Source organism: Faecalicatena orotica, assembly GCF_905197545.1.
Classification (GTDB): domain Bacteria; phylum Bacillota; class Clostridia; order Lachnospirales; family Lachnospiraceae; genus Faecalicatena_A; species Faecalicatena_A orotica.
This window is the reverse complement of record NZ_CAJJZH010000013.1, coordinates 25,030-39,097: the sequence shown is the minus strand read 5'-3', so window position 1 is coordinate 39,097 and position 14,068 is coordinate 25,030. Positions and strand designations below refer to the sequence as shown.

Genomic DNA, 14,068 nt, shown 5'->3' with positions numbered 1-14,068 from the left:
CTATATTGAGCATTGATATTCTCAATATTATTTTGCGGCAGCCCCTGATTATTTCTTTTTATTTTCCTACTATTTTATCCCATCCGCAGCCATGACCAGTTCTTTTATCCAGACAGTCATTTCCCCTATGCCCCTGTTATTCCAATAGGCATACGGGATTGCTTTTAATGTTACATTGGAGAAAGTTAACGGATGTTCACCATACAATTCTGATTCCTTCCATGCAGTTTCTTCCATTCGCTTCCCCTTCATTATAAGTTCCGTGACTCCCGCGAATGCGGAAGATTCCTGCTCCCTGATTTTCTGGTCCGTACTGACATACAATCCAGACAGATTTTTACCGTTGTCAGCCTCCTCCAGACAATATACGAGAGGGCCTTTCATAACAGCAGTCTTACCGCAGTCCGCCCGCACATTCGGATTTGCACGGACAAATCTTGCCGGTGCCTCAAAGGAAACTGTAATCACGGCATCTGCCATCAGTGTCACGTATGCATATCCCTTTTCTATTCTGCAGTTCACTGGCTGCCCATTTACATCTGTGCGGTAATCCTTCGCATATGCGGGAATTCTGACTGCCACTGTCATACCTTCTGCCGGAATGTTCTGAATATTTATATCAATCCTGTTGTCAAACGGAAATCTGGTTTCCATCGAAATGCCAATAGTATTTCCATTCACCTCCGTTTCCGTTTTGTTTGAGACAAACAGGTTAATATACAGTTCTCCCTTACCGACAGAGTATACATACTGTCCAATAGAAGCAAGCGTTCTTGCGATATTAGGCGGGCAGCATGCCACACCGAACCATTTCTGTCTGACAGGTTTTACATGTTCTTTTGAAGTACGTTCAAGACAATTGTCCGGCCACACCTCAAGCGGATTCACATAGAAGAAGCTCTTCCCATCCAGCGCGATTCCTGCAAGTACAGTGTTATAAAGGGCTTTCTCGACGATATCCATATAGGATGCATCTCTCGTAATATTTGCCATTCTGCTTCCGAACATTGCCAATCCAATCGATGCACAGGACTCTGCATAGTTGCAGTCGTTGGGCAGGTCATAATCCACGGTGAACCGCTCCAGAATGCCGGACGCCCCGATTCCTCCTGTGATGTACATTTGTTTCTGTACGATATTATTCCAGAGTCTGGTGCACGCGTCCATCAGTTCCTGATCCTGATATTCGCAGGCAAGATCAGACATTGCAGAATACATATATACTGCTCTGACCGCGTGTCCTTCCGCCGCTGTCTGTTCTCTTACCGGACGGTCCGACTGGGAGTATGCTGGCTGGTAATCCGCAAATTCAGGAAAAATCTGCCGGTAATCCGGTTTATCCATCTCCTCCAGAAAATAATTTTTCCCGACGCCCCTCACATCAATAAAATATTTTGCCAGATCCACATACTTCTTATTTCCTGTCACCTGATAAAGCTTGATCAGTCCAATCTCTACTTCCTGATGCCCGGGATAACCGTGGATTTTCCCCTCTTCACTGCCGAAGGTGTCACAGAGCAGGTCTGCAAGCTTTCGTACTACATTCAGAAACTTATCCTTACCGGTCCCCTGATAGTAAGCCACTGCTGCCTCCATCATATGTCCCGCCGTATATAATTCATGTCCTTCACAGAGATTCTTCCACTTGCGGTCCGGTTCTTTGATGATAAAATAGGTGTCCAGATATCCGTCTTCCTGCTGTGCCTCCGCGATCAGGTCAATAACCTCATCCGCAGTTTTTTCCAGTTCCGGGTCCCTGTCATAGGCCAAAGTAAAGCCTGCTGCCTCCAGCCACTTTGCAATATCCGTGTCCTGAAAAACGGCCCCGTAAAACTCACCTTTTTTTCTCCCTGCCGCTATTTTAAAGTTCTCCAGACAGTGAGACGGCTCGGCATCCGGTATGAGGTCATTCATTGCATTCCACTGGTAAGGGATAATTGTATCCTTTACCAGATTAATGTGTTTAGACCAAAATGAATCACAAATCTTTATTTTCTTTAAATCCACTGGATGTAATTTCATTTCAATTCCTCCTCATTATGCTTTAACTGCCCCATTCGTCAGACCGCTTACAATGTATTTCTGCATGAATATGAATATCAGTACTATCGGCAGAATTGCGATGATTCCGAACGCCATCGTCGCATTCCACAGCGTCTGGTACTGCTGTACATAATTGTAAATGCTGGATGTAATTGGCCGTTTATTGGGATCTGTTATGAATGTAATACCATAAATCAGGTCACCCCATGCATATACAAATGAGAATACGGCGGCTACAACTACACCCGGCTTTGCAATCGGCAGCATGACTTTTGTAAACGAGGTTATGCTGTTGCATCCGTCGATTTTTGCGGCCTCGTCCAGTTCCTTCGGTATGGACAGGAAATATGTCCTTAGTATAATAATGCTAAACGGAATTCCCAAAGTAGCGTCTGCCAGCATCGGTGCCAGATAGGAATTCAAAATCCCCATTTTTGAAAACATAATATACAGAGAAGTCAGTATCAGCGTGGACGGAAGCATCTGTGTCATCAGAAAGTAAAGGATCAGTACCTTTCTGCCGCTGAATTTAAATCTTGCCAGCCCGTAAGCCGCGGGAATGGAAAGAATCGTAGCTATGATAGTTGCCCCGCAGCCGATAATCAGACTGTTTTTAAATCCCCGGAGTGTATCACTGGAAGAGGAAAGTTGGGCCGCGAAGGCATCAAACGTCAGCGCTTTTGGCCAGAGCGGTGTCGGGATCTGAAAGATTTCCACCTGCGTCTTTAATGCTGTAACTACCATCCAGTACAGTGGGAAGATAAAGATGACAAATACAATTGCACCAATAATAAAAAATTTCCAATTTCCTTTCTCATTCCTCATCTTACATCACCTCATCCTCATCATTGATTAATTTTATATAGAAAATACCCACTACGAACAGAATCAGGAACAGAATATTGGCTGCTGCCGCACCTTTGCTGAACTGGAATTGTTCGAAGGATAACTTATATGCATATGTAGATACGAGTTCTGTTGAATTCACCGGTCCGCCCTTGGTCATAACCCATACAAGGTCGAACACCTTAAATGTATAGACAAATCCGAGTGTCAGCACAGACATGATTGCCGGCCGGATCATCGGGATCGTAATCTTGAACAGAGTCTGGAACTTATTCGCCCCGTCCAATTTGGAGCTTTCATAGATTTCTTCTGGTATGGTCGTAAGTCCTGTGATTAAAAGCATCATATTGAACGGGATACCGATCCAGATATTTGCAACCACGATCGCAACCATTGCAAGTTTTGGCTCCAGAAGCCATTCCAGCGGTGCATTGATTAAATGCAGTGACATAAATATCTGATTGATAATACCGCCCTTACTTGCAAACATAAACTTAAACAGCAGTCCGGCAACAGTAACCGGGAGCAGCCATGATATCATCGTAACCCCTCTGAAAAAGGAGCTTCCCTTGAACTTTTTACTGAACAGCAGCGCCAGACCGAATCCGATGAAAAACTGAAAGAAGATTGATGCCACGGTAAAGATCAGCGTATTGCCGATAGCTGTCGTCAGGATGGCATTCTCTCCTGCAAACAGTTCTTTATAATTGTCAAATCCTACGAAAGCCTGTTTGGAGGCATCAGCAAACGTATATACGTCAACATTTTTAAAGCTCAGGATAAAGTTCTGTATCATCGGATATCCTACGAATACCAGCATATATAAAGCTGCAGGAAGTGCAAATAAAAGCCCTGCCTTCATACTGGTGCGATTCCCTTTTTTCATTTTGTCTCATCCTTTCTGATTCACGAACAGGATTCTGAAAAACAAAGCAGACAGCTCCGTTTTACATTCTCCGTTTTTTAAAAAAGGGACAGGGGTCACCTGTCCCTCTATGATATTTTATTCTGCAGTTGTACTGCCTTCCCGCACTGATGGACCTGAGCATCATTATTTTTCTGATGCTTTTACCTTATCGACTGCCGCCTGGGTATCTCCTGCCGCTTTCTCCGGTGTCTTTGCAGAAGTCATCACTTCCTGAAAACCTGTCTGGATTGCATCTGAGTATGCCGGCCAGGATGCGCTTGGTCCTCTCGGAATGGAAGTATCAAGCTGCTGGATAAATGATTTCTGGATCGGGTCATCTGTCCAGTAGGAATCCTGTGCTGCTTCTGTCTTCGGTGGGAATGAGCCATACTCTTTCATTGCAGCTACCATGACATCTGTCTGGTCATAATATTCTAAGAATGCAATTGCGCCGTCCATGTTGTCCTGTTTTACTGCACCCATGTTCTCGCCGCCCAGAATAGAAGTTGCCTGTCCTGATGCTGCATCTTTTTTCGGGAGAACCGTAACCCCGTAGTTTAAGTCCGGTGCATCTTTTTCAATACCCGGAATCTGCCACGGCCCGTTCTGCTGCATTGCCAGATTGCCTGCCACGAAATTATTATTAACATCTGACTGTGTCCAGTTTACACAGTCCTTAGACCATGAGCCCTCTGACACCATTTCCTGCATCAGCTTATAAGCGTCGATTCCGTCCCCGATATTCTGATAATCCCCGCCTGCCGTATATAACCACTGCAGACACTGGAATGTTCCTTCATCTGTTCCCGTCGCTGCATTTCCGAAGCCTGCCACTCCATCTTTGGTCAGTGTCTGAGCCATCTTGCGGAAATCTTCCCATGTTGTATTCTCATCCGGATAAGCAACACCTGCGGCATCAAACAAATCTTTATTGTAGAACAATGCGGTACAGTTTGTTGCAAACGGAATGCCGTAATGTTTGCCGTCAGCCATTGTAGATTCCATCGGTCCTTCCAGATATTCATCCCATTTAATATCTGCATCTGATACGTCGCCGAACAGGTCCATTTCTATGAATGATGCCATGCCGCATCCATCCAGTATCACCAGGTCCGGAAGTTCTCCGGATGCCATGCCGAGTGTCAGCTGTTTCTCGTAATCCGCAAACGGAACATAGACATGAGTTGCCTCGTACTTGTCCTGTGAACTGTTGAAACCGTCAAGCATCTCCTCCATCATGCTTTTCTGGGCATCCGTCTCAAAATAATCCCAGATCACAACTTCTTCTTTCCCTCCGTCGGATTTTTTGCCGTCTGATGAAGAATCTGAAGATTTGTTTCCTCCGCTGCATCCTGTCACTAATCCTGCTGCCATCGTCAGGCACAGAAGCGCACTTACAATTTTATTTCTCATGATTTCTCTCCCTTTCTTGAATCATTTTTCTGTAGCTGTTAAATAGAGTATAAGAAAATCATGTATCCTTTCGTAGTCTAAATAATTAAACAAGGTGGACATTTTTCAACTGAATTTTGAAACTGAAATTCTGCAGAAGGCATATGCCGGAAAAAGGGGACTGCAGAATGAACATCCGCAGCCCCCCTTTTCCCAGGAACATCAATCCGTTATATCTTTTTCTCCTCCCATATTCTGCCTGATCTCTGTGCATACCTCTTGTGGAGTGCTTTCTCCTGTAATAATGCGGTACTGCCCGTCTGAAAGCAGCGGGGACAGCTTCGACCAGTCGGTATAGCCTGCCCTTGATATACAGTGTTCCATTTGAGACAGTATCACTTTATATTCTGGTTTCGCCTTCAGAAAAAGCTGCGCCACATCCAGTCTCGGCGGAAGGGAGTTTGCTCTGAGATTTGCATTCAGCATAATGTCAATCTGGCTGTAATACTTCAGGAAAGCGATACTCCCCTCCACATTCTTCCCCTTCAGCACTGCGATGTCCTCTCCCCCAAGAAGGCCCATAGCTCTCTGGTTGGACGGAAAAACGGCGATCCCATAGTTAATCCCTGATTCATCCAGTTCCGGGAAAACCCACGGTCCATTTTCCATCATGGCACACTTTCCTGCAATAAAAGTTCTGGCTACATCATTTTGTGACCAGTTTACGCAGTCTCTCGACATCAGTCCCTCTTCGGCCATATCCTGTATGTACTGGAAAGCTTTTAACGTTCCCTCCCCGCCTGCCTGCCCCAGATCATCTCCTGCCGAAAGCATGTATGTTCCAAATTGGAACGCTCCCTGTTCCCCACTGATTGCAGACATGGCAAATCCATACCGCCCCGGCACTGTCAGTTTTTCCGCTGCCGCCCTCAGTTCTTCCCACGTCTCCGGTACATTCACCCCCGCCTCTTTCAGCATATCTTTGTTATAAATCAACGCAACATTATTACAGCAAAACGGCAGTCCGTAATATCTTCCGCCGTACTCCACGGATTCCATGCTGCTGGGAAAATACTGGTCCAGATCCTCTATCGTGTTTACTGCATCTGTAATATCCTCCAGCTTCCCCATTTTCACATAAGAAGGCATATCCGGATTATCAAGGATCACCATATCCGGCAGCTGATTCTGTGTCATCCCTATTGCCAGCCTTTTGTTAAATTCTGTGACCGGCCCGTGATATTCCCATGTCAAATGATATTGATCCTGAGACTTGTTGAATCCGGCAGTAAGATCGTCCATTGTTGTTCTCTGCATTTCGGTCTCATAGTAAGTCCACAGCACCAGTTCCTCACGCTTTACAGTCCCTCGTCCCTCTCCCTCATTTGGAAGGCCGGCACACCCCGTAAAACAAAAAAGGCCGGCCGCACATACACAGGCCATTACTCTCCTTAAACTACTTTTCATAAATTCCTCCCCGAATGCGCTGGTCCCACACATTAATTCATCTGCCTGTATTCCCCGGGCGAAATACCAATCTCTTCTTTGAATACCCGCTGGAAATACTTTGGATCGCTGTACCCGACTGCTCCTGCAATCTCATATATTTTCATATTACTTCCCTTTAACAGCCGCTTTGCATGGCTCATCCTGAACTGCTTCAGGAATGTGGAAAAATTGATTCCTACTTCCCGGTTAAACAGTGTACTTAAGTATTCAGGAGTAATCTCCAGAACAGATGCAACCTCATCCAGTGTAAGGCCCGTCTGATAATTTTCACGAATATAGCTGATTGCCTTTTTTATGACATAATTACTGATGTCCTCACGCTTTGATTTCGTCGATGTCACAGCCTGTATCAGATCACGGTAAGCATACTCCAGTTCACGCCATGTCACAGCTGTCTCGATATTACGCAGCAGATTCCCGTTTTTCAGGTGCTCGTAAAGAGAGGGGTCTATATCCTGCAGCGTATCAGCGATTAAATAGTAGCTTTTCGAAAATGCCCTGTATATTTCCGCCACTTCAAACCGTCCCTTTTCCATATAATCCAGAAAGTCTTTCGCACTCTTTAAGAGTCCGTCCGTATCCCCCTGGCAGACTGCATTGCGTATCCGGTTATAAATCTCTGTAGGAGCCGTGAATGGCTGTGGACAGTACTGTAAGCAGTCCTCTGGTTCAAGCCACCCTTCCGGCTGAAGAACAAGCGCATAAGAAAGCATACCACTTAGCTGTTCCTCCGCCTTTTTCAGCCCGCTAAGCCTACTAAAGCGCTGTCTGCACCAAAGCGCCCGTTCAGGCTTATTCATACAGCAAAGAATCAGCCTGTTATAGAAAGACTTTTCCAGAGCAGGAATCCGGCCCGTATCTTTTTCCCCGTAAGCAGCAACATAGGCTTTCTGAGTATTTTCAATATAAATATAATAGATTTTCAACTCTGGGTATTTATCCTTCAATTGTTCCAGTGAATGCTCCATCTCGTCCCTGTAGGATGCCGGCGCTGAACCGATATATCCTTCGAACAGCACATAATCACCCTCTTTGGGGAATCCGCATATATCTGTCAGAATCTCACAGTTCTTCTGCTCCTTCTCTTCCCCCGAAATCAAATTTCTGATATACAACTCCGGCGTGCCATTGGTAAGCTCTTCCTTCCTGATCCTTTCATCAATCTTTGCCAGCATTTCCTGCACATCTTCCGCCGCAAGAGGCTTCAGCAGGTAATCATCGACCCCGTAGCGTATTCCCTTCTGTGCATATTCGAATTCCGAATAGCCGCTTAAGATAATCGTATGTACCGGTATTTTCCTCTCATACAGTTCCTTGATCATCTCCAGACCGTCCATTTTAGGCATACGGATATCTGTAATCACGAGGTCCGGCTTGAACCGCTGAATCATCTCGAGTCCTTCTTCTCCGTTTGACGCTTCTCCCAGCACGATATGTTCCGTCTGGGATCCGATCAGCTTCCCCATGCCTTCACGGATTTTCACTTCATCTTCAACGATTACAATTCTCATATTTCGCCCCCCTCTTTATCCGCTGTCCCGGATGCTTGTGCCTGTATCGGGATCTTTAGTGTAATAACCGTACCCATCCCGGAGATGCTGCTCACATCCCATGAAACGCTCTCCCCGTAATACATACGCATACGCGTAAATGCATTATGCGGTCCGATGCTTCTGCCATCGTCTGTTACAGCAGTTTCCGGATTATTATACCTCTGTGTCATCTCGCGGGGCATTCCTTTTCCGTTATCCTCTATAATAATATCCAGCTCATCCTTCTCCTCTGACCGCATAACGTCGATCCTGAGAATACCTCCGCTCTCGATTCCTTTAAAGCCATGAATAATTGCGTTTTCTACAAAAGGCTGGATCAGCAGCTTATGCACCCTCACCTTTTCCGCCGCCTTATCCACATGCACTTCGCAGATAAAGGCATCGTTAAAACGCATTCTCTGCAGACTTATATACTTTTCCAGCCAGTCAGCCATCTCCCCAATCGTCACCATCTTATTGCTCTTACTAATGCTGTATCGTAAGATCACCCCGAGGTTTCTCAGCATCCTGCTGATCTCATACTCCTCTTTTTCAATCGCCATCCAATTAATGGAATCCAGTGTATTATATAAGAAGTGGGGATTGATCTGTGCCTCCAGTGCACGGATTTCTGCGTCCTTCTGCTTTTCGGTAACTTCCCTGACCTCCTCAATCAGCCCCTTGACCTTTCCCGTCATCGTATTAAAATTATCCGCAATCTGCCCCATCTCATCTTCACTATCAACGGTCACCTGCACATCCAGATTTCCCTGCTGTACCTCCCGGATTCCTCCTACGATGCTTCTGGTAGATTTTTCAATCAGGCTGACCGTGTAGCGGATCAGCAGGATGGATGCAACAAAAAGAACCGCCCCGATCAGGATGGTCAGATACTGAATATGCCTGACATCACGTAAAATATAGTCTTTGTCATATGCATTATAGAAAATCCACCCCAGATTTTCATCTTTATAGCTGTTAACCGCTATTTTCTTCCCTTTCAGCTCTCCTGTATTTTCCACAAACGTCTTGATTGTCCTGTCTTTTGTCAATGTAATTCCGGAATAAAAGGAATCCGGGTAAGTAAGCACATTTCCCTGCTTGTCCGTGATGAAATTAATTGTATATACATCCGCTCCCTCCTGCGCGGTGCTGCACACGGCGTTCAGTACCGATTCATTGATACTCATGACAATCGTCCCGATGAAGCCCTCCTGTATATTTTTAAAATCATACATCTGCTTCGAGATATGGAAAATCCTCTGCTCCTGACCGCCGCGCAGAATACGCTCCGTTGGCAGAATTACCATATTAGACTCGTCCTCCTGTGCCTGCCTGTACGCCTCTATATTCCTTTTATCTGTATAACTGTTCCAAAGATTATCAACCGCGGATGCCAGTCCGAAATCATACGTAATATCATCTCCATCCTTTAAAATGATACTGATGCATTCGATCCCGCTTGTGGAAATACCATACTGCTGTATCCGGTCACAGATTTCGCGATATGCCCTTGCACGCATTTCCGGCTCAGCTTCTTCATATGCATTCACCCCGTCTATAATCTGGTTGTCCGAATAAATCTGATAGACCAGATTCGTATATACGTCCAGCGTCAAATTTGTTCTCTCCGAAATCTGTGCAAGCTGGCTCACCATCAGGTCATCAACCTTCTGCTCCATATTGTTTGAAATCACATAGAGCATCAGCACCTGAGCTGCCAAAAGCGGAATGACCGTGGCAGGGATAAATGTATAAAGTATTTTTTTGCCTAGCTTCTGGTTCTTAAACCACTGCAGAAAACCTGTCTTTTGCTTCATAGGCCGCTCCACTTCTTGTTATTTCGGATCATGCTGATACAATTATATGCTGTACAACTCGTTTTTTCAAGATACCTTTCATATTCGTCGGCTCCATTCCGATTTCATAGAAAAAAGACGCCGAATTCTTATCCGCGTCTTTCCCTATTCTTATCTACCTTACTATCCCAATATCTCTTCCAGATCTTTAGCAGGATCACCTATAGGAGCAATCTTATAATTATCAACCAGATAATCCAGCACATTTCTGGAAATGAAAGCCGGGAGTGTCGGCCCGAGTTTTATATTCCTGATCCCAAGATGCAGCAGTGTCAGCAGTATGCAGACCGCTTTCTGTTCATACCATGACAGGATCATTGACAGCGGCAGGTCATTCACGCTGCATTCAAATGCTTCTGCCAGTGCCGCCGCAACCTTGACCGCACTGTAGGCATCATTACACTGTCCCATATCCATGAGCCTCGGAAGGCCCCCAATCGTCCCGAGGTCCAGATCATTGAATCTGTACTTGCCACATGCCAACGTCAGAACGACCGTATCCTTCGGAGTCATTTTCACAAAATCAGTGTAGTAATTCCGTCCCGGCCGCGCGCCGTCGCATCCACCCACGAGGAAGAAATGTCTGATCTCCCCTGCCTTTACAGCCTCAATCACTTTGTCCGCCACACTCAGAACGGTGCCATGCCCGAATCCTGTCAGCACTGTCCTGCCTCCGTTTATTCCGGTAAATTCTGTATCCTCTGAAAAACCGCCAAGTTCCAGCGCCTTTTCGATCACCGGTGTGAAATCTTTCTCATCTCCCACATGCACCATTTCAGGATAAGAGACTACCTCTGTCGTAAACACTCTGTCCGAATAACTGTCCTTCACAGGCATCAGGCAGTTTGTTGTAAATAAAACCGGAGCCGGAAGATTAGCAAATTCTTTCTGCTGGTTCTGCCATGCCGTGCCGAAGTTTCCCTTCAGGTGCGGATACTTTTTTAGTTCCGGGTAAGCATGGGCCGGAAGCATTTCCCCATGTGTATACACATGGATTCCTTTCCCTTCCGTCTGTTCGAGCAATAGCTTCAGATCATAGAGGTCATGTCCTGTGATTACTATAAACGGCCCCTTCTCGACCGTCAGCGGCACCTCTGTAGGGATCGGCGTTCCGAATGTCTCTGTATTGGCACGGTCAAGCAGTTCCATACACTCCAGATTGACTTCTCCAACCTCCATAACTAAGGGCAGCAGTTCCTCCATTCTCCAGTCTTCCGCCAGAACGAACAGTGCCTTATAAAAGAACTCATTTACCCGCGCACTTGTATATCCCAGAACCATAGCGTGGTAAGCATAAGCCGCCATGCCTCGAATACCGAACAGGATCAGGGACTTCAGAGAACGGATATCCTCATCTGCCTTCCAGAGCCGTGACATATCATAGTTGTCTATGTTTCCACATCTGGAAGGACATTCCGCACATCCGGGTACAACATGTGCTTTTTCCTCATTTACCCTCGTGATCATTTCACGGAGTGTATCGTCATTAAAGTTTACATTCGTAACTGTCGTAAATAATCCTTCCAGAATCAGACGGTCCGTTTTGTCTGTCCTGGGATTACCGGAACAGGCCCTTGCAAGTCCGATCAGAGCCCCCGTCAGTTCATCCTGCAGTTTTGCATTTCCTGCCGTCTTCCCGCAGACTCCTGCATTTCCTGTACACCCTGTACATCCGGCTGTCTGCTCACACTGAAAACAAAACATTTTATCATCCATTTTACACATCTCCTTTATTAAGATTAGAAAATATCTCTCATTACTGTTACATGCCCAGTATAGTACGATGTTTGATTCAAGTATGTTGTTAAAACAACAGATTCTAAAACAGATAAAAAAATCCGGTATCGGCCACATAGTCCCTATACCGGATTTCATAATTTAGTTTATATGTTAAAAAGAATTGCTCCTATACGTGTTCCGTTCACCTGCTTTTTGCAGCATAAATTCCAGCGTCTCGTCCTCCGGCATTGGCCTTGCATAATAAAACCCCTGTATCTGGTCTGCACCGAATTCAACGACCATATTTTTCTGTTCCTCATTCTCCACCCCTTCAGCGATCACCTTCATACCAAGGGCCTTAAATGTCCGGGTCAGATTCCGGATTGCCAGCGCTGACTTTTGACTGTTCATTGCCGCATATACAAGGCTTTTATCCAGCTTCACTGTCCCAAACGGAATATGGATGACTGTTGCAATATTGGAATAGCCTGTCCCAAAGTCGTCCAGTCCCATCTTAATACCACGCTCCAGCATCTGCAGGGCAAAATCTGTAACAACCTGGGTGCTTTCGGCCAGAGTACTCTCCGTAAACTCAATCTCTAGTGCAGGCATAGGGGTCTCGTTCTTCTGTACAATCTCCAGCACCCTGTCAGCCAGATCTGGTCTTGAAAACTGAATCCCTGAAAAATTGACATGGACCGCCCCTACCTCGATACCGGTTTCAATCAGCCTGTTGATAAACTTACACACCTTATCCAGCATAATATATGTAATATCTACAATCAGCCCCGTTTCCTCCGCAATCGGAATAAACTCGGACGGATATATCGGCCCGATCGGTGATTTGGGAATCCGCATCAATGATTCTGCATATAAAAACTCACCGCTCTTTACAGAGTAAATTGGCTGGTAATACATCTCAAAATCCGGTTCCGTAAGCTGCTGCTTCAGAATCTGTATGATTCTGCGCCTCCTCTCCAGCTTTTCCAGCATCGCCCTGTCACAATAGCAGACCTGCCCATGCTTTCCTTCTTTGGCCCGGGCAACCGCACATTCCACCGAATTAATGATTTTCTCAAGTGTGTCTTCGTCCCCTGTTTGATAGAATATCCCCATCACTGCCGGTAGAACGAACCGGTACTCATCTACCTGCCACGGACCGGACATACGTTCCTGAATCCGGGCAATGCACTGTGTAAGCTCATCTTTGTCAGGCTGTAAAAACAACAGGGCAAACTCATCACCACTGAAACGATAGACATTTCCCGCCGGTCCGGTCCTGCACAGAAACTGGCTGACCTCTTTCAGGAACACATCCCCTTTTTGTTGACCGCAGGTGTTATTAATCTGGCGGAAATCCCGCAGGGAAACTACCAGAAGGTAAAACTCCTTATCCGGTGCTTTCTTTATTGTCAGGCCAATCATATTGAGCAGTTCCTGACGGTTGGGTATATTGGTCAGGTAATCCAATGATATCTGTTTATTCTGCAGATGCAGGTAAATAATCAGCAGCGCACAGGTCGCCGCCGACCCTGAGAGAATCACATCAGGATACAACTGCTGGACAAAGATAACCAGTACAGCAAGAACCGGAAATGCAGCCAGTATCCCGTAAATCTCTGCTTCTATCTTTTTCCGGTTGCAGACAGTCACTACAATACTCGCCAGACAGTAAATATAAAAAACGAGATAGGTCGTAAAAACCCAGCTCCCCCTCGAATACCCGTTCTGTGAATTGATGTCAAATATATTGCGTGTGAACGGATTTACCAAAATCAGCAGCGTATATCCGGCACCGGGTATCAGTCCAATGCCGATCACCTTTTTCGCCTGGTCCATATCCGTATAGATGACAGAAACCGTGTATAAGAAATAAGTAAGTCCCATCAGCGGCGTTAATACAAAGTAGACCGAAGTCACAATCCATGTCAGCCAAATTGGGATATACTCATACTGGTAAATCATAATTGTTGACAGAATATTCGTCAATATCGCGCTGAATGTAACCAGCAGGCACCATTGAAATATCTTGTTTTTTAATGTTGGAAGATGACTCCCTTTACGGGCATAAACCCATATAATGCCAAGCATAACAAGCGAAATAGATTCCGCCGCTATATTCCACCTCATCCTTATACACCTGCCAATCCCCTCATGAAATATTTTTCTATAAACAACTTCTTTTATTCTATCATATGCAGAATTTACTGTCTATCAAAGGAGTAAGATCTTATACAAATCTCATTATTTAAGTAGATTTC

The 14,068-nt window shown here is 45.5% G+C and carries 9 protein-coding genes; all 9 read right to left on the bottom strand.

Going from position 1 to position 14,068, the window contains the following annotated elements; translation table 11 throughout:
* Positions 1–69 precede the first annotated feature (69 nt).
* Positions 70–2,022: a glycoside hydrolase family 127 protein gene (locus tag ABIN22_RS20920; RefSeq protein ID WP_346910966.1), complete on the bottom strand. Its 1,953-nt coding sequence runs from the start codon at positions 2,020–2,022 to the stop codon at positions 70–72.
* A gap of 15 nt (positions 2,023–2,037) precedes the next feature.
* Positions 2,038–2,868 (bottom strand): carbohydrate ABC transporter permease, encoded by an 831-nt coding sequence (locus ABIN22_RS20915; protein ID WP_346910964.1) that lies wholly within the window; start codon positions 2,866–2,868, stop codon positions 2,038–2,040.
* A gap of 1 nt (position 2,869) precedes the next feature.
* Positions 2,870–3,775 (bottom strand): carbohydrate ABC transporter permease, encoded by a 906-nt coding sequence (locus ABIN22_RS20910; RefSeq protein ID WP_346910962.1) that lies wholly within the window; start codon positions 3,773–3,775, stop codon positions 2,870–2,872.
* A 165-nt stretch (positions 3,776–3,940) separates the two neighbouring features.
* Positions 3,941–5,209, bottom strand: a complete 1,269-nt coding sequence (locus ABIN22_RS20905; protein WP_346910960.1) for an extracellular solute-binding protein — start codon at positions 5,207–5,209, stop codon at positions 3,941–3,943.
* Positions 5,210–5,410: 201 nt separating this feature from the next.
* The gene (locus tag ABIN22_RS20900) at positions 5,411–6,655 is read right to left on the bottom strand and encodes an ABC transporter substrate-binding protein (RefSeq protein WP_346910958.1); all 1,245 of its coding nucleotides are present in this window, start codon (positions 6,653–6,655) and stop codon (positions 5,411–5,413) included.
* Between the two features lie 32 nt (positions 6,656–6,687).
* Positions 6,688–8,208, bottom strand: coding sequence for a response regulator transcription factor (locus tag ABIN22_RS20895; protein WP_118621732.1), 1,521 nt, complete (start codon positions 8,206–8,208; stop codon positions 6,688–6,690).
* Positions 8,205–10,049, bottom strand: coding sequence for a sensor histidine kinase (locus ABIN22_RS20890; RefSeq protein ID WP_346910956.1), 1,845 nt, complete (start codon positions 10,047–10,049; stop codon positions 8,205–8,207). The genes ABIN22_RS20895 and ABIN22_RS20890 overlap by 4 nt, the downstream gene beginning before the upstream one ends.
* Before the next feature lie 162 nt (positions 10,050–10,211).
* Positions 10,212–11,804 (bottom strand): hydroxylamine reductase, encoded by a 1,593-nt coding sequence (hcp, locus tag ABIN22_RS20885; RefSeq protein WP_346910954.1) that lies wholly within the window; start codon positions 11,802–11,804, stop codon positions 10,212–10,214.
* 174 nt (positions 11,805–11,978) lie between these two features.
* Positions 11,979–13,937 (bottom strand): EAL domain-containing protein, encoded by a 1,959-nt coding sequence (locus tag ABIN22_RS20880; RefSeq protein ID WP_346910952.1) that lies wholly within the window; start codon positions 13,935–13,937, stop codon positions 11,979–11,981.
* Between the last annotated feature and the right edge of the window lie 131 nt (positions 13,938–14,068).

Bases quoted from the DNA above. Each gene is read 5' to 3' on its own strand.
- ABIN22_RS20920 (WP_346910966.1), bottom strand. From the start codon at position 2,022: ATGAAATTACATCCAGTGGATTTAAAGAAAATAAAGATTTGTGATTCA.
- ABIN22_RS20915 (WP_346910964.1), bottom strand. From the start codon at position 2,868: ATGAGGAATGAGAAAGGAAATTGGAAATTTTTTATTATTGGTGCAATT.
- ABIN22_RS20910 (WP_346910962.1), bottom strand. From the start codon at position 3,775: ATGAAAAAAGGGAATCGCACCAGTATGAAGGCAGGGCTTTTATTTGCA.
- ABIN22_RS20905 (WP_346910960.1), bottom strand. From the start codon at position 5,209: ATGAGAAATAAAATTGTAAGTGCGCTTCTGTGCCTGACGATGGCAGCA.
- ABIN22_RS20900 (WP_346910958.1), bottom strand. From the start codon at position 6,655: ATGAAAAGTAGTTTAAGGAGAGTAATGGCCTGTGTATGTGCGGCCGGC.
- ABIN22_RS20895 (WP_118621732.1), bottom strand. From the start codon at position 8,208: ATGAGAATTGTAATCGTTGAAGATGAAGTGAAAATCCGTGAAGGCATG.
- ABIN22_RS20890 (WP_346910956.1), bottom strand. From the start codon at position 10,049: ATGAAGCAAAAGACAGGTTTTCTGCAGTGGTTTAAGAACCAGAAGCTA.
- hcp (WP_346910954.1), bottom strand. From the start codon at position 11,804: ATGGATGATAAAATGTTTTGTTTTCAGTGTGAGCAGACAGCCGGATGT.
- ABIN22_RS20880 (WP_346910952.1), bottom strand. From the start codon at position 13,937: ATGAGGTGGAATATAGCGGCGGAATCTATTTCGCTTGTTATGCTTGGC.